The sequence below is a fragment of the Pseudonocardia sp. TMWB2A genome, assembly GCF_017312135.1.
In genome coordinates this window covers 4,433,206-4,452,431 of sequence record NZ_QKQY01000002.1, presented here as the reverse complement: position 1 = coordinate 4,452,431, position 19,226 = coordinate 4,433,206, and the positions used below count along the sequence as shown (strand labels likewise).

The window sequence follows — 19,226 nt, the reverse complement described above, 5'->3', positions numbered from 1 at the left end:
CACGCTGTGTGCCCGCGACCTGCGACGACGCGGGATCGGGGCGACCGCTCGACCGGTCGTGCCGTGTGGGCCACCGGCCACAGCGACCCCCGGTCGGGTGACACGCGGTGGCGTACATCTCGTCGCGTGCTGCGGCCGTCTCGTCGCGCAGTGTGGCTGATCCGGGCGGCGTAGCGCGTTCGTGCCTCTAGGGTCTTGTGCATTCCGTGGTGACGAGCTCACCCGCGGTGACCATCTCGTACCTGGAGGAACCGTGTACCGCTCCCTGACCGGAACCCCGCGCGACGTCGCGCTGCTCGTCGCCCGCCTGCTGCTGGCCTACATCATGGTCATGCACTCGTGGAAGAAGATCGACGCCGGTCTCTTCGACACCGCCGCCGTGTTCGCGAAGTTCGGCATCCCGCTGGCCATCGGCGCGGCCTCGTTCACGATCGTGGTCGAGCTCGTGTTCTCCCTCTCGGTCGCCCTCGGCGTCCGCATGGTCCTGCCCGGCGCGATGATGACCTTCGTGATGGCCGGCGCGATCTGGTTCGTCCACGGCAAGAACGGCCTGTTCATGGCCGACAACGGCTGGGCGCTCGTCGGCACGATCATCTGCGCCACGCTGATCCTGATGTCCACCGGCCCGGGCCGGTTCAGCGTCGACGAGCTCCTGTCCCGCCAGGCGGCCCGCCGCATGGAGCAGACCCAGGCGATCCCGCGCCAGACCGTCTCGGTCTGACCCGTACCTCCCGGCCCGCCCGCGCGCCCCGAAGCCGGGCGGGCCGGTGACCCTCCTCCCGGCCCGCCCGCGGGCGCGACCACGGCCCGCACCCCGACGCCACGGGGTGCGGGCCTCATCCGTGTCCGGCGCTAACCTCCGCGGGTGAGCCACGAGCGGACGACCGAGGGGCGGGCGCTGCCCCGGCTGACCGCGATCCGGTACGTGACCCCGCTGCGCGAGGGCGGGTCGCTTCCCGGGCTGATGGAGGCCGACGACCTCGGCACCTACGCGGTCAAGTTCACCGGCGCCGGGCAGGGCCGCCCGGTGCTGGTCAACGAGATCGTCTCCGGGGAGCTCGCCCGCGCGCTGGGTCTGCCCGTCCCGCGGATCGCGACGATCGTCGTCGACGGGACGCTCGGGCGCACCGAGCCCGACGAGGAGGTCCAGGAGCTGCTCCGGAACTCCGACGGGCTCAACCTGGCCGTCGACTTCCTGCCCGGCGCGCTCGACCTGGACCCGGTCGCGTTCGACGTCGGGCCCGGGTTCGCCGGCCGGGTGCTCTGGTTCGACGCGCTCGTCGGCAACGTCGACCGTTCCTGGCGCAACTCGAACATGCTGCTCTGGCACCGCAGGCCCTACCTGATCGACCACGGCGCGACGCTCACCTTCGCCCACGACTGGTCGGCCGCGCCGCGGTTCGCCCACCGCCCGTTCGACGCCGGTGACCACGTGCTGCTCGGCGCCCACCCCGACCTCGACGCCGCGGACACCGCACTCGCCCCGCTGGTCACCCCGGACCTGCTCGAGGGGGTGCTGGCGCTGGTCCCCGACGAGTGGATCGCCGACGTCGACGGCGTCGGGGCCCCCGACGCCGTGCGCGCCGCCTACGTGCAGGCGCTCGCGGCCCGGGTCGCGGCGCGCGGGGACTGGCTGCCGGGCGTCGCCGCGACGGTGGCGGCGGGCAGGCCGCGGCCGGTCGACCGTGCCCCACGCCGTCCGCCCTGGCTGCGGATCGGCGGAGTCGGCGGCGGTGAGGGCCGGTGAGCGGCCTCGTCGCCTACGAGTATGCGCTGCTGCGGGTCGTGCCGCGGGTGGAGCGCGGGGAGTCGATGAACGCCGGGGTGCTGCTGCACTGCCGGGCCCGCGACGTCCTCGCGGTGCGGGTCCACCTCGACCGCGCCCGGCTGGCCGCGCTCGACCCGGCCGCCGACGCCGACGCCGTCGACGAGCTGCTGGCGACCGTGGCCGCGGTGGCCGCGGTGCCCGAGCCGCCGCGCTCGGACCGGCACGCCACCGGCGCGCTGGCCGCCCGCGGGCCCGGCGCGGGGGAGGACATCGGACGCCGCTTCCGGCGTCTCACCACCGCGCGCAGCACCATCGTGTGCCCCGGCCCGGTCCACACCGGACTCACCGCGGACCCGGCCGCGGAGGCCGAACGGCTGCTGGCCCGGCTCGTGCTGCCGCTGTCGCAGGACACGGCTCCGGCCGGTGCCCCCGGAACGCACGACGGCGCCGCCCGGTGACCGGTGCGGCGCCGTCGGGTGTGGACGGTCTCAGGAGGAGGCGGCCCGTCCGGCCTTCTCGATCGAGTCCGCGAGCTGGTCCTCGCTGAGCATCGGGAAGAAGCCGCGGAAGTCCTGGTCCTGCACGCCGCTCCAGTCGTAGACCTGGGTGACCGTCGTGCCGTCGCCCTCGGGCGCGAGGTGCCAGGTGTAGGTGTGGCCCTCGGCGCGGACGTCGCCGATCGTGTCCTTCTTCGCGTCGATCGGGTGCAGCGACGGCGCCCAGCCGATCACGCGGTCCTTCTCGAAGGACGTGACGGTGTTCTTCATCTGGTAGTCGCCGAGGTCGCCGTTGTGCATGTTCATCACGAACTCGTCGCCGACACCGCTGATCTCCGTCGAGCCCTCGACGCCCCGCAGCATGTCGGCGCCGTCTATCTCCTGGTGCCGGGTGGGGGTCGACAGCAGCGCGAACAGCTGCTGCGGGGTGGCGGACACGGTGCGGGTGACGGTGATCTGGTCGCTCACGGGTTCCTCTCCCACCGGTCGTCGTCGACGGCGCCGGGGTGCGCCGGACGCGACCGGTCATGATCAGGGGAGAGGTGCCCGCAATCGTCGCGCCCGAAACGGGGGTGGTCGGCGCGGGGGGCGATCATGTTGCATCGGGGGATGACCGACGCACACGACGGGGTGGACCCGGTCGCCCTGACCCGCTGGCTGGCCGCCGAGGTGCCGCAGGTCGAGCTCGGCGACGGCCCGGTGGCCGTGGAGCGGATCTCCGGCGGGCACTCCAACCTGACCTTCCGGGTCACCGACGCCCGCGGCACGCCGTACGCGCTGCGCCGCCCGCCGACCGGGGGTGTGCTCGCCACCGCGCACGACATGGGCCGGGAGTGGCGCTTCCTGACCGCGCTGGCCGGCACCGCGGTCCCGGTGCCGGAGCCGGTCGCCCTGTGCGCGGACACCGCGGTGCTGGGCGCCGGCTTCTACCTGATGGGCTGGGTGGACGGGGTGGTACCGGGGGACCGTGCCGCGGGCGAGGCCGTCCCGGAACCGGAGCGGCGGGCCTGTGGTCTCGACACCGCCGAGGTGCTCGCGGCGCTGCACGCCGTCGACCCGGCCGAGGTGGGGCTCGGCGACCTGCAGCGGCCCGGCCGCTACCTGGAACGGCAGCTGCGCCGCTGGCACCGGCAGGCGCACGCGGGCGCGTTCACCGACCTCGCCGCGCTCGACGCCGCACACGCCGCGCTGGTCGAGGCGATGCCGCCGGAGCCGGCCGGCGGGCCGCGGATCGCGCACGGCGACTTCCGGCCGGGGAACCTGTCGTTCCGCGGCGGCCGGATCACCGGCGTCTTCGACTGGGAGCTCGCGGCCCTGGGAGAGCCGCTGGCCGACCTGGGGTGGCTGCTGGCGTCCTGGGAGCGTCCGGGCGACACGCTGCCCGCGATCACCAGCGGCCCGACCGCGGCGCCCGGCTGGCCCGACCGCGACCTCGTCGCCACCCGCTACGCCGAGCGCTCCGGGCGCGCGCTGGACCAGCTGCCGTACTGGGTGGCGTTCGCGCACTGGCGCTGTGCCTGCATCGGGACCGGGGTCTGGACGCGCTACGCCCAGGGCAACATGGGCTCGGACGCCGAGTCCGGGGAGGCCCTGGAGCGCCGTCGTGAGCGCGTGGTCGCCGACGCGGAGGCCGCGCTCGCCGCGTTGCGGCGCGGGCCGACGGGGCGTCCTCGCGGGGCGTAGTCTGCTGCCCACCACAGGTGATCACCCGGGCCCGGGTGGTCCCCGTCGCGCCGCGCCACACCGACGCCGCGCACGGCCCGTCCGCGACCGGGGGAGTACGACGATGTCCGAGGCCGACGACCGCACCCGAGAGATGAGCCGGGAGACCGCCCGGCCGCGTCCCCGCAGCGGGGTGAACCCCGGTCGGCTGTGGGCCGGCGGTGTGGCGACGGCGGTGATCGCCGCGTTGATCGCCCTGGTGGGGCTGCTGATCCTGCAGGTCCTGCTGCAGATCCCGTACCTGGCCCCGGCCGTCTCCGAGCCGCTCGACGGCTGGGCCGCGGCGCAGAGCCTCGCGATCTGGGCGGCGGCCGCCGGGCTGGCGGCCACCGGGCTCGCGCACCTGCTGCTGGTCGCGGTGCCGAGCCCGATGTCCTACTTCGGCTGGATCGCGGGGCTGCTCACCGCGCTGGCCGCGGTGTCCCCGCTGATCCTCACCGAGCAACCCTGGACCGTCCGCATCGCCACCGCGGTGATCCACCTCGTGATCGGGATGTCGATCATCAGCCTGGTGACGACGACGGTCACCAGCGCCACCAACCGGGCCTGAGCTCAGGCGTCGACGGGGACCCGGGCGTCGCCCAGGCGGACCGGCAGCGTCCGGTAGCCGCGCAGCACCCGGGTCCCGCGCAGCTCGGCCGGGCCGTCGGCGCGCAGGTCGGGGTAGCGGTCGAACAGTGCCCGCAGCCCGACCTCGCCCTCCATCTTCGCCAGCGCCGCACCCAGGCAGTAGTGGATCCCCTGGCTGAACGCCACGTGCCGGTCCGCGCCCGCGCGCCCGACGTCGAACCGGGCGGGGTCGGGGAACACGTCCGGGTCGCGGTTCGCGCCGCCGAGGTGGGTGAGCACCAGCGCGCCCCGCTTGACCGGGAACCCGCACACCTCGGTGTCGCGCGCGGCGACGCGCCCGGTGCGCTGGACGGGGGAGTCGTAGCGCAGGACCTCGTCGACGGCGTTCGGCCACAGCGCCGGGTCGGCCTGCAGCCGGGCGAGCTCGTCGGGGTGGGTCAGCAGCAGTCGGGTGCCGTTGCCGATGAGGTTGACCGTCGTCTCGAACCCGGCGGCGAGCAGCAGCATCGCCAGCGACAGCAGCTCGTCGTGGGTGAGCCGGCCCTCCTCCTGGTCGTAGGCGGCGACCAGCGAGGACAGGATGGAGTCGTTGGGCTCGCGGCGCAGCCGCTCGAAGTGCCCGGTCATCCAGTCGGTGAGGGCATCGATGTCGCGCTCGGTGCGGCGGAACGTCGCGTAGTCCAGGCCCATGTCGAGGGAGTAGGCGCCGCCCTCGCCCCACTCGAGGAACTTCTCCCGCATCTCCACCGGCGCCCCGAGCATCTCGACGATGACGGTCGCGGGCAGCAGTGAGGCGTAGCCGGAGATGACGTCGGCCCGCCGGTCGGCGCCGGTGCGGGCCTCCAGGTCGGCGAGCAGCTGTGCGGCGACCTCCTCGGTGCGCCCGCGCAGCGACGAGATCGCCTTGGCGCTGAACGAGCGGGTGACCAGCTTGCGGACCCGGTTGTGGTCCGGCGGGTCGATCGACAGCAGCGACGGCGGCTCGGCCGGCCCGAGCGGCCAGGTCCCGCCCGCGGCGAGCAGCGCGCGCAGCAGGCCGGGCGCGTTCTCCGGCATGCGCAGGCCGACGCAGAAGTCGGGACTGCGCAGCACCTCGGTGGTGATCTCGTGGTCGACCGTGGTCCAGGTCAGCGCGGAACGCACCATCCGGCCCTGCTCACGGATCTGCTCGTAGGCCGGGTACGGGTCCCGGACCGCGTCCGGGTTGATGATCATGTGCGCGCCCAGGTCACCCTTGGCCGCCTGGCGGGTCACCTCCCGCCGCATCGCCCCGTGCCGCAGCACCCACCGGATCCATCGTCGTACGCCCCGCGATGCCGCCATCCCGGCCTCCCCGCCTCGTCGTCGAGCTCGGTTCCGAAGCTACCAGCAGTAAGTTACCGCGGGTAGGTACGTTTCCGGCCCCGGCGGACGGTGGCCCGGACCCCACCGGGTACCAATGGCGGGTGACCGCCGTCGGGGAGCCGCGCCTGCTCGCGGTCAGTGACCTGCACGTGCGGCACGCGGAGAACGCCGACATCGCCGCGGGGCTGCACCCGGGACACCCCGGGGACTGGCTGATCGTCGCGGGTGACGTCGACGAGCGGATCGAGAGCGTCGTCGCGACGCTCGCCGTGCTGCGGGAGCGTTTCGCGCAGGTGCTGTGGACCCCGGGCAACCACGAGCTCTGGACCCGCGCCAAGAACGCCCGGGCCGACGCGGTCGAGCAGCTCGCCGGCGTCGCCCGCTACGACGAGCTGGTCCGCCGCTGCCGGGAGGTCGGGGTGCTGACCCCGGAGGACGCGTGGCCGGTGTGGGACGGCCCGGGCGGACCGGCCGTCGTGGCGTCGCTGTTCGTGCCCTACGACTACTCGTTCCTGCCCGCCGGCACCACGACGTCGGAGGAGGGGCTGGCCGCGGCCTACGCCGCCGGTGTCGTCTGCACCGACGAGTACCTGCTCCATCCGGCCCCGTACGCCACGCGGGCCGAGTGGTCCGCGGCCCGGGTGGCGTCGACGGCGGCCCGCCTCGACGCGCTCGACCCGGACCTGCCGACGGTGCTGGTCAACCACTGGCCCCTGGTCCGCGAGCCCTGCGACGTCCTCTGGTACCCGGAGTTCGCGCTCTGGTGCGGCACGACGGCGACGGCCGACTGGCACCGCCGCTACCGGGCGCGGGTGGTCGTGCACGGCCACCTGCACATCCCGCGGACGGTCACCGTCGACGGCGTCCCGTTCGTCGAGGTGTCGCTGGGCTACCCGCGGGAGTGGCGACGCCACTCCGAGCGGGTCGGCGGCCACTTCCCGGACCTGTTGCCGCGCACGGTGTTGCCTGCATCATAGTTAGGTAAGGCTTACCTTGCTATAGCCTCGGGGGTCCGTCGACACCCGAGGAGAACGATGACTGCGCTGCGCGTCGCCGTGATCGGCGCCGGTCCGGCCGCCATCTACGCCGCCGACACCCTGCTGAAGTCCGATGCCGACGTCGCCGTGGACCTGTTCGAGAAGCTGCCCGCCCCGTTCGGGCTGGTCCGCTACGGCGTCGCCCCGGACCACCCGCGGATCAAGCAGATCGTGCACGCCCTGCACCGCGTGCTGGACCGCCCCGGCGTGCGGCTGTTCGGCAACGTCCACTTCGGGACCGACATCACCCTGTCCGACCTGCGCGACCACTACGACGCGGTCATCGCGGCCACCGGCTGCGAGCGGGACCGGGATCTCGACGTCCCCGGCGTCGACCTGCCGGGCAGCCACGGCGCCGCCCGCTTCGTGCAGTGGTACGACGGCCACCCCGACGTGCCCCGGGACTGGACGCTCGACGCGTCGTCGGTCGCGGTGATCGGCGCCGGGAACGTGGCCCTGGACGTCGCCCGGATCCTGGCGAGCACCGCCGAGGGCCTGTCGGGCACCGAGATCCCGGACTCGGTCCACGCCGGGCTCGCGGTCAACCCGGCCACCGACGTGCACGTGTTCGCCCGCCGCGGGATCGCGCACGCCCGGTTCAGCCCGATGGAGCTGCGCGAGCTCGACCACGTGCCGGGCGTCGAGGTGGTCGTCGACCCGGCCGACGTCGAGTTCGACGACGTCGCCGCCGCCGAGGTCCGCTCGGCCAAGCACGTCGAGATGGTGGTGCGGACCCTGCAGGGGTGGGCGCTGCGCGACCGGCGCGGCGATCCCCGCCGGGTGCACCTGCACTTCCTCTCGCGCCCCGAGCGGATCCTCGGCACCGACCGCGTCGAGGGCATCCGGATCGAGCGCACCGAGTACACCGGCCACGGCGACGTCCGCGACACCGGCGAGTTCACCGACATCCCGGTCGGTGCGGTCTACCGGGCGATCGGCTACACCGGCTCGCACCTGGCCGGGCTGCCCTTCGACCACGAGCGCGGAGTGCTGCCGCACCGCAAGGGGCGGGTGCACGACATCGACGGTCAGGAACTGCCCGGCGTCTACGCCGTCGGCTGGATCAAGCGCGGCCCGGTCGGGCTGATCGGGCACACCAAGGGCTGCGCCTCGGAGACCGTCGCGAGCCTGCTCGCCGATGCGCCGCAGCTGCCCCGGGCGCCCCGCCGCGACCCGGCCGAAGTCGACGCGCTGCTGGAGCGCCGGGGCGTGGCGTACACGACCTGGACCGGCTGGCTCGCGCTCGACAAGCACGAGCGCGGCCTCGGTGAGACACGCGGCCGCGAGCGGACGAAGGTCGTGCCGCGCGAGGACATGGTGGAGATCAGCAGGACGGGATGACCCTCCGGCCCACGACGCCGGATGCCGGGGTGGGTGGTCGCGGAACCCCGCGGCCGCCCACCCGATCACTCCCGCGGGTCCCGCGGCGCGGGCAGTGCCCGCGGGGGCCGGCGCCCGACCGGTTCGCGCCGTCCCCGCTCCCGGGACGGGACGAACAGCCACCACAGGATCCACAGCCCCGGGCCGCTGGTCAGCAGGATCGCGGTGGCCAGCCAGCCGTCGCGCCACAGGGCGCCGGCGACGATCCAGCCCGCGATCCACACCACCATGGCGACGAGCCGGATCCGGATGCGACGACCGTGCTCGACCGTCAGCGGCTCGGTCAGGTCGGTGACGACCTGGACCCGTTCGCGACGGCGGCGGCGCATGCCTCCCGACGCTACGCGGGCCTAGCCGCGCGTGCGCTCCCCGAAGCGGCGGCGGAACTTCTCGACCTGGCCCGCGGCGTCGAGCACCCGCGCGTTGCCCGTCCAGAACGGGTGCGACGCCGAGGTCGTGTCCACCTTGATCAGGGGATAGGTGTTCCCGTCCGACCACTCGATCGTCTCGCGCGAGGTCTCGGTCGACCGGGTCAGGAACTCGTCGCCGGTGGACGTGTCGCGGTAGACGACCGGACCGTACGGGGGGTGGATGCCGGGCTTCACGGTGTTCCTCCTGCGTCGCGGGTGTTACCGTCGACTATAATCGACAACGATTACTATTTGCAGGAAGGGGTGCCGGTGGACGGGTTCACGGTGGTCCGGTGCGGGGCCTGCGCCCACGCGCCGTCGGGGTTCGACGAGGACGCGCACGGCACCGTCGCGGCCCTGCCCGGCGTCGACGAGGTGCTGGTCGAGGGTCTGCGCGCGGTGGTGCAGGACAGCGCCCAGGGGGTGCTCGTGACCGCGGGGTGCCGGCTCGGGCCGGGGGTCTGCGCGGTGCGGCGGCCCGGGCTGATGGTGCTGGTGCAGGCGTGCGACGCCGCCCGCACGCGTCCCGAGTCGCCGGTGGTCGCGGTCGGCCCGGTCCGCAGCACCGACGACGTGCGTGCGGTGACCCGCTGGCTCCAGGACGGCGGCGCCCCCGACCCGCAGGCACTGCCCGCGCGGCTGCGCTGCGCGATCACCCCGGAGACCGCCCGCGGCTAGTGCTTGCGGACCACCTCCTCGGTCCCACCGGCCCGCCACACGGTGACGTCCATGTGGCCGCCGCCGACCCGGACCGAGGACCCGCCCAGGATGTCGGCGGCCGGGAGGAAGCCGAACTCCCGGCCGCGCAGGTCGAGCCCGATCTCCTCGTACAGCGCCTCGGCGAAGCGCTGGTGCAGCTCCGGGTCGCGCACGTCGTGCACGGTGCCCCAGATCTTGGCGTCGCCCTCGGTGACCCGGGAGTCGACGGTCGCGGTGTGCAGGGTGAACCGCGGGTCGCGGCGCAGGTCGTCGAACTTGCGGGTCCCGGGCATGCCGCTCAGCCACAGCTCGCCCTCGAACACCCGCGGTTCGACGGGGGACACCCGGGGGAAGCCGTCCGCGCGCAGGGTGCCCAGCATGGCGAGGCTCCCGGCGGCGGCGTGGCGGCGCGCGAAGACCTCGGAGATCGTGGGCGCCGCGGTCACGAACTCCGTCCATGTCGTCATGGCGGCACGGTAGGGCAGGGCACCGACGATTCCGCTCGCGCGAACGGGTGCCGGTCGGCCAGGGTCGGGGCGTGAGCACCCTGCGCCGGGACCCGATGCCGTTGCGCGGCCGCACCGCGCTCGTGACCGGAGGCGGCCGGCGCGGCGGGATCGGGCATGCGACCGCCTGCCGGCTCGCCGCGTACGGCGCGGCCGTCGTCGTGCACCACTTCGCCCCGCACGACGCGGCGCAGGAGTGGGGTGCCGACGACGTCGACGCCGCTCTCGCGCAGGTCCGGGGGCACGCGACGGCGCCGGTCGCCGGGGTGCACGCCGACCTCGCCGACCCGGCCGCGCCGCAGCTCCTGCTCGACGCCGCCCGGGAGCTCGCCGGGCCGGTCGACCTGCTCGTCGCCAACCAGGCCCTGTCGGGTTCCGACGGTCCGCTGGGGGAGCTGTCCGAGGAGCTGGACCGGCACTGGGCGGTCGACGCCCGCGCGTCGATCCTGCTGGTCCAGGCATGGGCGAACGCGCACGACGACACCCGCCCCGGCGGCGCGGCCGTCCTGCTCACCTCGGGGCAGGCACGCGGGCCGATGCCCGGCGAAGTGGCCTACGCCGCGGCGAAGGCGGCCGTCGCGGGCATCACCCCGACCCTCGCCGACCAGCTCGCGGACCGACGTCTGCGGGTCAACACGGTGAACCCGGGGCCGGTCGACACCGGCTACCTCGGCGCGGAGGCGTTCCGGGCGATGGCCCCGATGTTCCCGTTCGGCCGGTTCGGCGAGCCCGACGACCCGGCCCGGCTGATCGCGTGGCTGTGCACCGACGAGGCGGCCTGGATCACCGGACAGGTGATCGACTCGGAGGGTGGGTTCGCCCGGCACCGGAACGGGTGGCGACCCTGGTGATGTGGAGCGGACGACGGGATTCGAACCCGCGACCCTCACCTTGGCAAGGTGATGCGCTACCAGCTGCGCTACGTCCGCAGTCGCACCGTCCCCGGCGCGTGCCGGCCCACGATAACGCACTCGCTCCCGGGCGCCGCGCCGCACCCCCGGCGATGATCAGCACGTGGCCGGGTCCGCGGGTACCCCGCTGTCATGAGCGGACGGTTGGACGGGACGACGGTGATCGTGACGGGTGCGTCGAGCGGAATCGGTGAGGCGACCGCCCGGGCGCTGGCCGCCGAGGGGGCGACGGTGGCGCTGCTGGCCCGGCGCCGGGAGCGCCTCGAGGAGCTGGCGACGGAGCTGCCGAGGGCGTCGGTGCACCCGGTGGACGTCACCGACGACGACGCGCTGCACGCCGCCGTCGCGGCGGTGGTCGAGCAGCACGGCGGGCTGGACGTCCTCGTCAACAACGCCGGCTCCGGGTCCTGGGGCCCGGCGGCCGAGGCCGACGTCGCGGACTGGCGCACGATGATCGACGTCAACCTCACGGGCGTCCTGTCGACGACGCACGCGGCCCTGCCGCACCTGGCGACGGCGGCCGGTGGGCCGCGCGGCGTCGCCGACGTGGTGACGATCAGCTCGGTGGCCGGGCGCCGGGTCCCGTCGCCGGAGAGCAACGTCTACGCGGCCACCAAGCACGGGGTCGGCGCGTTCTGCGAGGCGCTGCGCCAGGAGTACGCCGAACGCCACGTGCGGGTCGGCCTCGTGGAGCCCGGCCTGGTCGCCTCGGAGATGACGACCTCGGGTGCGGAGTACGCGCCGGACGCGACCTCGAAGGGCGAACGCGGGGTGCTGGAGCCCGCCGACATCGCCGACGCCGTCGTCTACATCGTGACCCGCCCGCGGCATGCGGCGGTCAACGAGATGCTCGTGCGCCCGGTGGAACAGGTGCGCTGAGCCCTCAGTCGACTGTCCAGTTCCCGTCGGCGGTGATGACGAGCAAAAGGCGCCCACCGTCGGCGGGAAGTATGACGGTCCCCTCGTACGCGCCGATCTCGTTCACGACCAGGTCGGAGTCGGAGCCGCTGATGGCGTACACGACGAAGTTGCTGTCGCCATCGTGCGTGAGGCGGGCGACGTCGCGAGGGGAGTCGACCATGATGACGTCGTCCGCGGAGCCCTTCACCGGGAAGGAGCCGACCTCGCGTGCCGTGTCGATGCCTCCGATCGTCAGCGTCCATGCGGCGTCCGCAGTGATCTGGAGCCGAGTGAGGGGAGCAGTCGACGACGATCCCCGGATGCCGTACAAGGTCGTCCCGGAATAGCTCCCGATCTCGTTGACGAGGGTGTCCTCGTCCGACTTGACGATCACATTGCTGGAGCAGTCCTTGCAGGAGAACGTGACGACCGCCGTGTCACGGGGAGAGTCGAGGCGCACGACCTCGTCTCCTGTCCCCGTGAAGCTCTGCGGCGCAGGATCCGGAGGCGGTGCTGACGTCGTCGGGGCGCTGTAGGCGTAGGTCGGTGCGGCAGCCGCAGGTGCCGCGGCCGTGTCGGTCTGAGCGCTGTCGCGCGGGCCGGTGGACACGACCGCCGCGCCGATGACCGCCATCGTCGCCACCACTCCGATGGCCAAGGCGAGCGTCCAGCGCGGACCGCGGACGCGGGGCGGGACCACGGGGGTGGATTCGGTGGTGCGCTGGGCCGGAATGGCCCACCACGGAGCCTGCCCAGCCGGCGGATCGAACTGCGGAGCAGGGGAGGAGTCGGGCGACTGGTGCGGACGTGCACCGTGGCGCTGCTGCGGACTGGTCATCGTGTACCCCCGAACGTCGGAACTGCTCCGTCGTCGTGGGGGTGTGGACCTTCATTAGCCCCGGCTGGGCATCTTCGTCAATGTTGATGAGTCCGGAAAGCAGAATCCCCGGGGCCGGACTTCCGGCCCCGGGGATCCGGGAATGGTGCGCGATACTGGGATTGAACCAGTGACCCCTACCGTGTCAAGGTAGTGCTCTCCCGCTGAGCTAATCGCGCGAGGCGGCGGCGGGAATCGAACCCGCGTACAGGGCTTTGCAGGCCCTTGCCTAAGCCACTCGGCCACGCCGCCGGAAACCGGCCTGCTGTCGGGGCCCGGCAGAGCGGACGACGGGATTCGAACCCGCGACCCTCACCTTGGCAAGGTGATGCGCTACCAGCTGCGCTACGTCCGCATGTCGCACCGTTCCCGAGGCGTTTCCGCAAGTTCCCGGTGCGTTGGGAGAACAGTAGCGCACCGTCCGTGGCCGCTGTCGAGGGGGTACCCGATGATCGTCCGTCCAGGTCAGCGGCGCCACGACGGCCGGAGGCGGCCGGGGGAGCGCGCCGCGGGCATTCGGCCGACCGCGTCGTCGCATCCGCTCGTGCCCGGGCACATCCGGAAAAGCGAGATCCCCGGGGCCGATGTGCGGCCCCGGGGATCCGGGAAATTGGTGCGCGATACTGGGATTGAACCAGTGACCCCTACCGTGTCAAGGTAGTGCTCTCCCGCTGAGCTAATCGCGCGTGGGAAGAGAAGTCTCCGAGCGGACGACGGGATTCGAACCCGCGACCCTCACCTTGGCAAGGTGATGCGCTACCAGCTGCGCTACGTCCGCACCGTGCACCGCGTCCCGGGCCGTGAGGCCCGTCCGCGGTGCGGTGAGAGAACACTAGCACCCGCCCCGAGGGGGGTCCGACCGCCCCCTCTCTCCACCACCGGATGTCCTCTCACGTGCGGAGACGGGCTCCGCCCGGTGGTGGGGTACGTCGGGTCAGTCCCGGGCGGTGGTGTCGAGCAGGTCCGCGAGGGCGGCGTCGAAGTCGAGCCACGAGTACTCGGCGGCGGCGGGCACGGCGTCGTAGGTCGCCTGCAGGAACTCCGACAGCGTCGCCGCGGAGGTGGTGAACAGGGCGTGGCCCGAGGGGGAGGTGAGCTCGAGCTCGATCCGGGTCGGGTCGTCGCTCATCGGCTGCACCCGGACGTCGCCGGTGCCGGCGGAGTCGACCAGGCCGTCGCCGAGCAGGTCGCGGGCGAAGACCCAGTCGACCGTGGTGTCGTGGCCGGTCTTGAACGAGGCCTGCACGGCGTAGGGGTCGCGGCTCGTGTAGGACAGTTCGACCTTCACAGGCACGACAGGCGCGTCCGGAGCGATGAGCTCGAACATGGCCGTCGCCCGGATCGTCTTGGACTCGTCGCGCATCGGTGATCCTCTTTCGTGGGGGCGTTGCGTGGGGCGTCAGTGTGGGAACGAGAGAGAAGGCCTCGGGGTGACGGGTTCGATGCGCAAGAACGTGGATCACCGTGGGATGACCCCCGATCGAGTCACAACGGTGTAACTCGCTGCGTGCGACGACAGGGCTGAACGGGCTTGGCGACGTCCTGGCGTGTGAGCCGGGAAGCCCATGACGACTACTCTCGTCGGAGTCCGAACCGGAACGGGTGCGGGCACCGAATACAGCAATCGTGAGGACAACGCTGGTGGCAGGCATCGCCGATCCGCCGGACCGCCCCGAGCACGGGCGGGCCGCCGGCCCTGCCGCGCGCCGTGACCCGTCGCGTCGTGACGACGCCGGGGACACGCGACTCGTGCAACGGATCGTGTCCGGCGACTCGACCGCACTGGGTGAGCTGTACGACCGCTTCGGGCGTCAGGCCTACTCCCTCGCACGGCGCATCTGTGCCGACGAGGGGCTGGCCGAGGACGTCGTGCAGGAGGTCTTCCTGGCCTTCTGGCGCGACCCGTCGCGCTTCGACCCGGCCAAGGGCCGCTTCGGCACCTGGCTGCTGACCCTGGTGCACCACAAGTCCGTCGACGCCGTCCGCCGGGAGAGCGCCATCCGGCGCCGCACCGTCCCGGCGTCGGACGACGGCGCGGAGTGGAACGCCCCGCCCGGCCCGGGCGCCGACGAGGGGGCCATCGGCGCGCTCGTCGCGGGCCAGGTGCGCGACGCGCTCGGTCAGCTGCCCGCCGACCAGCGGAAGGTCCTCGCGCTGGCGTACTACGGCGGCTACACCCAACGCGAGGTGGCCGCGATGACCGGGGTGCCGCTGGGCACCGTGAAGTCCCGCATGTTCACCGGGGTGGCCAAGCTCCGGAACCTGCTGGGACCCGTGCTCGGGGAGGCCGGGGGAGACCTGGCAGGAGGGCTGTCGTGAACGGCAACGAGGGGAGGGCCTGTCCGATGAACGAACAGACGGTCGGGTGGGCGCTCCACGCTCTCGAGCCCGACGAGGAGATCGAGGTGGTGCAGCACCTCGAGGGCTGTGACGAATGCCGACGGCTCGCCGCGGACGTCGCCGAGACGACGACCGTGCTCGGTAGCGCGGTGCCGCAGGTCGAGCCGCCGCCGTCGCTGCGGGAGTCGATCCTGGAGCAGGCCCGGCAGACCCCGCAGGTCGGACGCGAGTCCGACCGCGCGGTGCCGCGGCACGCCCTGCGCGACGAGACGTCCTCCGCCGACGGCACCGCCTACGAGGGGCCGCGGGCCGGCGACGCCGCGCCGCGCGCCCGCCCTGCGCGGTCCGAGCGGTCCACCGGGCCCGCGACACGCCCGTCGGGAGGCGCCGGACGAGGTCCGGCCCGGAACGGGTGGCTGCGCCGCCCCGGACGGGTCCTGGTCGTCGCGGCGGTCGCACTCGCGGTGATCGTGGGCGGGGGAGCGGCGTTCGGGCAGATCCAGTCGCTGCAGGCTGAGCGGGACGCGAGCCTCGCGCAGGCCCAGGAGCTGCGCGACGTACTCTCCGCCATCGCGCAGCCCGGCACACCGCACGCCTTCCTCTCCGCGGAGCCGGGGGCGCCGATGGTGGCCGCGGTCGTCGTGAAGGACGGACAGCGCGAGGTCATGCCGATGGGGCTGGACCCCAACGAGACCGCGGACCAGACCTATGTCCTGTGGGGACTCAACGGTGACGGAACTCCGCGCGCGGTCGGCACGTTCGACGTGCGAGCGGGGCAGTCGGGACCGGTGTCCGTAGAATCGCCCGACAGCGGGAGCTACGGGACATACGCCGTCTCGCTCGAGCGCGGAAGGGAGGCTCCCCCCGCGCCGACCAAGGTAGTCGCGGCCGGGCAGGTGGAGACCTGAGTACGACGGAGAAGAACGACGTCGGTGTGCCGGCGTCCGGGAGGACCACCTCCGGGCGCCGGTACACCGGTATCCGCAAGAAGTACCGGCGGGCGAAGGTCCGCTACCGCGTGTTCCGGGCCCGCGTGGCCCGCAACCCGGTGCTGGACCTGACCTACCGCATCACCATGGGGGTCCTCGGCACCGCGATCGTGATCATCGGGATCATCGCGCTGCCCGCGCCGGGCCCCGGCTGGGCGATCATCTTCCTCGGCCTGGGCGTGCTCGCCGCCGAGTTCGGCTGGGCGCAGCGGCTCCTGCACTGGGTCCGTGTCCGCTACGACGGCTGGGTGGCCTGGATGGGCCGCCAGAACCGTGTCGTGCAGCTGCTGGTGATGACGCTGATCCTCGGCACGGTCGCGGTGTGCGCGTGGCTGTTCGGGATCTTCGAGACGGCCGGCGGCTGGGTGGGGATCCACTGGGAGTGGCTGCACTCGCCGCTGCTGCCGCTGATCCAGCCGCCGCCCCCGCCGGTGCCCGTTCCGGGATCGGAGCTGGTCACAGGCCCGCAGTGATCCACGGGTGACCCCCGTGAACGGCGGTCGGACGGGCTGTGTAGAGTTGGTTTCACCGCTGAGGGCGATTAGCTCAGGGGGAGAGCGCTTCGTTCACACCGAAGAGGTCACTGGTTCGATCCCAGTATCGCCCACAGTCAAAACCCCTGGTCACAGGCTCGACGAGCCGGATGTGACCAGGGGTTTCGTCGTTCCCCGGGGCGTTCCCGGAGCATCGCTCATTCCGGAGCACCGGACGCTCCGCCGTCGTCCGGATCGTCCTCGTCGTCGAGGGCCTGGAGGATGCGCTCGCTGTTGTCGGTCCGCCGGGTGTAGAGGTCCAGCGTCGTCGAGGACCGCTCGTGGCCCAGGACCCGCTGCACCATGTTCGGCGGGACGCCGTCGTCGACGAGCCATGTGGCGTACGAGTGGCGCAGGTCGTGGAACCGCAGTCCGCCGGACTGGTGCCGTGCGACGTGGTGCACGGCGGGGGACTCGGTCCGGAAGTCCTCCGTCTGCTCCGTGCCCGCGGCATCGGTCCAGCGTGCCCGGTACCGATCACCAACAGGCGTGACGCCGCCGAGCAGACCCGCCCGGACCAGTGAGGGACGCCAGATCCGCGACCGGAACAGGGTCCGCCGCAGCGGTGCCCCGACCTCGTTGGCGAAGACCGGTGCGTTCGGCTTAGCCGATCTCAGCCGCTCGGCGAGTCGGGACCTGGAGCCGAAGCGCGTCGGTGTCGAAACTCTCCATGCAGCATCAAGGCGGTGCCTGCGGCACCGCGGCTTCCGGGGCTGCGGCCTTCGGCCGGTCCCCGGGAGCCTCGTCGCGGTAAAGGGCTGCCGAACTACTTGCGGGGCTCGCGTGGCCAGACACGTAGGGCCGTAGCGGCTAGACGCTGCTGATTCTCGGCGATCGCCTGGGCGTTCCATGTCGGTGTAGCGCCGAGGCGGCTAGTAGTCAGGAACTTGGAGGCGCTAAGAACCGGCGCCTTGACGTTCCAGGACTTGTTGCCAATTCGTCCGTTGGGGCCTTTCTGTAGGAGGCACATGTTCCCCAGTCTGTGAGCCCACAACTTGAGCTCCTCGCTTGGAAATTGCGACCAGTCGGCAATTCTTGCGGATTGCGGCAAGATGTGTTCAAGATTGACGTGCTCGACATTGGAGTTAACGACAAGCTCGGGCTCCTTCTCTCCGCGCTCCTCGGTTTCAATGGCTCGCAGCAAGTACCTGGCAACTGCTCCTCTGGTAACGCGCCATGACGCAAACGCGGATTCGAACGTCGCATCGGAGGGAATTAGGTCCGAAACTCGTCGGATCTCTAGGATTCCTTCCGTCGTTGTCACTCGCCCAGCCCGAATTTCGCGGGCAGCCTCCCCGAATGCTGATTCGGCTGAGCCGGCGCCGAGTAGTCCGCCTGCCATGCCCCGAACTGTCCACGAAACCATGCTGGACATGAACCGACCGACCTCGGCTGAATCAAAAGTTGTCAGAGCGGCAAGCAGGAGGGGGCGATACTGTTCAAGATTGAGATCGATGAGGACCTGTGCGGCTGCTCGCGTTGGCTCTCCGAAGTCACTCCAGTAGTCACTGTCAACTGTCAATAGTGCGTAGTAGACTCGCGAAGAGTCCCGAAGTTCCTGGGAGAAACGCACTGTCGCTGCCGGGCCCGACACTGCGTTCCTGATCCTTGCGTATAGCTCGCGCTCTCGAGTTCGGCCGTACTTCGAACTCATGAGGTGACGGGCAAAGCTCGTGAAGCGTTGATTGCCGACCTTATCGAGGTCTAGATTGGTGAGGGTCTTCACCCATGAGTCGCGGACCTCGTCCAAGCGCGATTCTGCCTGACTGAATAGGTAGTTCTTTAGTAGGTCAGCGACGGTAAGATCTGCGCCACGATCGTTCAGGGTTTCGAAGATCAGGAAGGCGTCAGCCTGTGTGGCAACATCAATAGCAACGATCTGCACGTCGCGATCTAAATACGTTAGCAAGTCGTTGAGGCGAGTTTTCCAATCCTCGCCAGCGTCACGAGCGAACTCGGCAACGTACTCGCTCAGTTTGCGGTGCGCGCGACTTAAGAGTTCTTGACTGTGATTAGCTGGCTGTGCGGACAAATCGCGATCAAGAATTGCTCGATTATAATAGTCGCGATCGTCGCTGTTTAGGATGAGTCGTGGCTGTAGCGATCCAACCTGCCTGTCAAAAGTTCCGATGAACTCGTTCTGGGTCGAGTTTGCGTAGTCGCTAGCGCCGCGACGCTCAAGTTCGTCTCGAATTGCGGCAACCATTAGTGAAGTCGTCGCAAGTCGTTGCTGCCCATCGATTACCAGCTTACGCCCCGGCGAGTCGCCATCGTTTGCGAGTACAACTGTTCCAAGAAAGTAGCTACGCTGGCTTTGAAAGCCGGCGTTAAGGTCTTCCCAGTACTCATCCACTTGTGACTTGTCGGTGTCATCGACAACTTCACGAGTTGGTGGCTTGGAGTCGCTGATATTCCACGAGTAGGAACGCTGATAAAATGGAACTGCTAATAGTTGAGTTCGGAGAAGGCCAGCGATTCCAGTCGCCTGGTACTGCAAGAATCCCTGCTCGGTCATTCGCCACCGTCGGGTAGTTGGATCCCGGACGACGCTGCGACACTCATCTTGCAGTGCAACATTCCATCCGGCCAGTAGGTCGACACCTCTGTCGCTGGCCGCAGCTGGGCTGTTACAACGAGCTACGGAACGCCTGCGGCGAACTCAAGTCAACGAACGAGTCAACACCCTCGCCGGGCGGGCTGACCTCCGGGATGGTGGGCCGTGCCATCCCATCGACCTCCCCGA

22 protein-coding genes and 7 tRNA genes are annotated in these 19,226 nt (G+C 71.5%); 14 read left to right on the top strand and 15 right to left on the bottom strand.

Features of this window, described 5'->3' with window-relative positions:
* Window positions 1–253: 253 nt before the first annotated feature.
* The 3 genes from DMP17_RS35375 to DMP17_RS35365 all read left to right on the top strand — a co-directional run bounded on the left by DMP17_RS35375 (window position 254) and on the right by DMP17_RS35365 (window position 2,226).
* A complete protein-coding gene (locus tag DMP17_RS35375; protein WP_073574136.1) occupies window positions 254–721 on the top strand; it encodes a DoxX family protein in 468 nt (155 codons plus the stop codon).
* A gap of 144 nt (window positions 722–865) precedes the next feature.
* Window positions 866–1,747 carry a HipA family kinase gene (locus DMP17_RS35370; RefSeq protein WP_226357667.1) on the top strand — a complete coding sequence of 294 codons (882 nt, stop codon included), beginning with the start codon at window positions 866–868 and terminating at the stop codon, window positions 1,745–1,747.
* The gene (locus tag DMP17_RS35365) at window positions 1,744–2,226 is read left to right on the top strand and encodes a DUF3037 domain-containing protein (RefSeq protein ID WP_226357666.1); all 483 of its coding nucleotides are present in this window, start codon (window positions 1,744–1,746) and stop codon (window positions 2,224–2,226) included. The genes DMP17_RS35370 and DMP17_RS35365 overlap by 4 nt, the downstream gene beginning before the upstream one ends.
* 30 nt (window positions 2,227–2,256) lie before the next feature.
* On the opposite strand, the gene DMP17_RS35360 is transcribed toward DMP17_RS35365, so the two are convergent.
* Window positions 2,257–2,733 (bottom strand): SRPBCC family protein, encoded by a 477-nt coding sequence (locus DMP17_RS35360; RefSeq protein WP_226357665.1) that lies wholly within the window; start codon window positions 2,731–2,733, stop codon window positions 2,257–2,259.
* A 141-nt stretch (window positions 2,734–2,874) separates the two neighbouring features.
* On the opposite strand from DMP17_RS35360, the gene DMP17_RS35355 reads away from it, so the two are divergent.
* Both DMP17_RS35355 and DMP17_RS35350 read left to right on the top strand, forming a co-directional pair.
* Complete coding sequence (locus DMP17_RS35355; RefSeq protein WP_226357664.1) at window positions 2,875–3,948, top strand: phosphotransferase family protein; 1,074 nt, start codon at window positions 2,875–2,877, stop codon at window positions 3,946–3,948.
* 103 nt (window positions 3,949–4,051) lie between these two features.
* A complete protein-coding gene (locus DMP17_RS35350) occupies window positions 4,052–4,537 on the top strand; it encodes a DUF6069 family protein (RefSeq protein ID WP_337831819.1) in 486 nt (161 codons plus the stop codon).
* Between the two features lie 2 nt (window positions 4,538–4,539).
* Here DMP17_RS35350 and DMP17_RS35345 read toward each other — a convergent pair whose 3' ends face one another.
* Complete coding sequence (locus DMP17_RS35345; protein WP_337831818.1) at window positions 4,540–5,880, bottom strand: cytochrome P450; 1,341 nt, start codon at window positions 5,878–5,880, stop codon at window positions 4,540–4,542.
* 122 nt (window positions 5,881–6,002) lie between these two features.
* Here DMP17_RS35345 and DMP17_RS35340 point away from each other — a divergent pair, with 122 nt between their 5' ends.
* Window positions 6,003–6,878 (top strand): metallophosphoesterase family protein, encoded by an 876-nt coding sequence (locus DMP17_RS35340; RefSeq protein ID WP_337831817.1) that lies wholly within the window; start codon window positions 6,003–6,005, stop codon window positions 6,876–6,878.
* 57 nt (window positions 6,879–6,935) lie between these two features.
* The gene (locus DMP17_RS35335) at window positions 6,936–8,279 is read left to right on the top strand and encodes an FAD-dependent oxidoreductase (protein WP_337831816.1); all 1,344 of its coding nucleotides are present in this window, start codon (window positions 6,936–6,938) and stop codon (window positions 8,277–8,279) included.
* 65 nt (window positions 8,280–8,344) lie between these two features.
* On the opposite strand, the gene DMP17_RS35330 is transcribed toward DMP17_RS35335, so the two are convergent.
* Together DMP17_RS35330 and DMP17_RS35325 are read right to left on the bottom strand one after the other, a co-directional pair.
* Window positions 8,345–8,647 (bottom strand): hypothetical protein, encoded by a 303-nt coding sequence (locus DMP17_RS35330; protein ID WP_337831815.1) that lies wholly within the window; start codon window positions 8,645–8,647, stop codon window positions 8,345–8,347.
* A gap of 21 nt (window positions 8,648–8,668) precedes the next feature.
* A complete protein-coding gene (locus tag DMP17_RS35325; RefSeq protein WP_226357659.1) occupies window positions 8,669–8,923 on the bottom strand; it encodes a type B 50S ribosomal protein L31 in 255 nt (84 codons plus the stop codon).
* A gap of 75 nt (window positions 8,924–8,998) precedes the next feature.
* Here DMP17_RS35325 and DMP17_RS35320 point away from each other — a divergent pair, with 75 nt between their 5' ends.
* Entirely contained in the window at window positions 8,999–9,406 is a 408-nt protein-coding gene (locus DMP17_RS35320; RefSeq protein WP_337831814.1) for a hypothetical protein, read from the top strand.
* Here the strand turns inward: DMP17_RS35320 and DMP17_RS35315 are convergent.
* Window positions 9,403–9,894, bottom strand: a complete 492-nt coding sequence (locus DMP17_RS35315; RefSeq protein WP_337831813.1) for a pyridoxamine 5'-phosphate oxidase family protein — start codon at window positions 9,892–9,894, stop codon at window positions 9,403–9,405. The two genes, DMP17_RS35320 and DMP17_RS35315, sit on opposite strands and share 4 nt — an antisense overlap.
* Before the next feature lie 71 nt (window positions 9,895–9,965).
* Here DMP17_RS35315 and DMP17_RS35310 point away from each other — a divergent pair, with 71 nt between their 5' ends.
* Complete coding sequence (locus DMP17_RS35310) at window positions 9,966–10,784, top strand: SDR family oxidoreductase (RefSeq protein ID WP_337831812.1); 819 nt, start codon at window positions 9,966–9,968, stop codon at window positions 10,782–10,784.
* A 2-nt stretch (window positions 10,785–10,786) separates the two neighbouring features.
* On the opposite strand, the gene DMP17_RS35305 is transcribed toward DMP17_RS35310, so the two are convergent.
* Window positions 10,787–10,862 (bottom strand) — tRNA-Gly (locus DMP17_RS35305).
* Between the two features lie 114 nt (window positions 10,863–10,976).
* Between DMP17_RS35305 and DMP17_RS35300 the strand changes: the two genes are divergently transcribed.
* Window positions 10,977–11,723, top strand: a complete 747-nt coding sequence (locus tag DMP17_RS35300; RefSeq protein ID WP_226357655.1) for an SDR family oxidoreductase — start codon at window positions 10,977–10,979, stop codon at window positions 11,721–11,723.
* Window positions 11,724–11,727: 4 nt separating this feature from the next.
* On the opposite strand, the gene DMP17_RS35295 is transcribed toward DMP17_RS35300, so the two are convergent.
* From DMP17_RS35295 to DMP17_RS35265, 7 genes are all read right to left on the bottom strand, one after another.
* A complete protein-coding gene (locus tag DMP17_RS35295; protein WP_226357654.1) occupies window positions 11,728–12,582 on the bottom strand; it encodes a hypothetical protein in 855 nt (284 codons plus the stop codon).
* Between the two features lie 143 nt (window positions 12,583–12,725).
* Window positions 12,726–12,800 (bottom strand) — tRNA-Val (locus DMP17_RS35290).
* A gap of 1 nt (window position 12,801) precedes the next feature.
* Window positions 12,802–12,873: transfer RNA gene (locus tag DMP17_RS35285), tRNA-Cys, on the bottom strand.
* 30 nt (window positions 12,874–12,903) lie between these two features.
* Window positions 12,904–12,976 (bottom strand) — tRNA-Gly (locus DMP17_RS35280).
* 256 nt (window positions 12,977–13,232) lie between these two features.
* Window positions 13,233–13,307, bottom strand: a tRNA-Val gene (locus DMP17_RS35275).
* A 19-nt stretch (window positions 13,308–13,326) separates the two neighbouring features.
* Window positions 13,327–13,399 (bottom strand) — tRNA-Gly (locus DMP17_RS35270).
* A gap of 156 nt (window positions 13,400–13,555) precedes the next feature.
* Complete coding sequence (locus DMP17_RS35265; protein WP_020624097.1) at window positions 13,556–13,984, bottom strand: SsgA family sporulation/cell division regulator; 429 nt, start codon at window positions 13,982–13,984, stop codon at window positions 13,556–13,558.
* 278 nt (window positions 13,985–14,262) lie between these two features.
* Here DMP17_RS35265 and DMP17_RS35260 point away from each other — a divergent pair, with 278 nt between their 5' ends.
* The 4 genes from DMP17_RS35260 (at window position 14,263) to DMP17_RS35245 (ending at window position 16,557) form a co-directional block, all read left to right on the top strand.
* Complete coding sequence (locus tag DMP17_RS35260) at window positions 14,263–14,940, top strand: RNA polymerase sigma factor (RefSeq protein WP_226357653.1); 678 nt, start codon at window positions 14,263–14,265, stop codon at window positions 14,938–14,940.
* A gap of 26 nt (window positions 14,941–14,966) precedes the next feature.
* Window positions 14,967–15,869: an anti-sigma factor gene (locus DMP17_RS35255; RefSeq protein WP_226357652.1), complete on the top strand. Its 903-nt coding sequence runs from the start codon at window positions 14,967–14,969 to the stop codon at window positions 15,867–15,869.
* A 26-nt stretch (window positions 15,870–15,895) separates the two neighbouring features.
* On the top strand, window positions 15,896–16,423 hold the full coding sequence (locus DMP17_RS35250; protein ID WP_226357651.1) for a TIGR02611 family protein: 528 nt from the start codon (window positions 15,896–15,898) through the stop codon (window positions 16,421–16,423).
* 62 nt (window positions 16,424–16,485) lie between these two features.
* Window positions 16,486–16,557: transfer RNA gene (locus DMP17_RS35245), tRNA-Val, on the top strand.
* An 84-nt stretch (window positions 16,558–16,641) separates the two neighbouring features.
* Here the strand turns inward: DMP17_RS35245 and DMP17_RS35240 are convergent.
* The gene (locus DMP17_RS35240; protein ID WP_337831811.1) at window positions 16,642–16,887 is read right to left on the bottom strand and encodes a tyrosine-type recombinase/integrase; all 246 of its coding nucleotides are present in this window, start codon (window positions 16,885–16,887) and stop codon (window positions 16,642–16,644) included.
* Window positions 16,888–17,249: 362 nt separating this feature from the next.
* The gene (locus DMP17_RS35235) at window positions 17,250–18,998 is read right to left on the bottom strand and encodes a DUF262 domain-containing protein (protein WP_337831810.1); all 1,749 of its coding nucleotides are present in this window, start codon (window positions 18,996–18,998) and stop codon (window positions 17,250–17,252) included.
* Window positions 18,999–19,226: the final 228 nt, after the last annotated feature.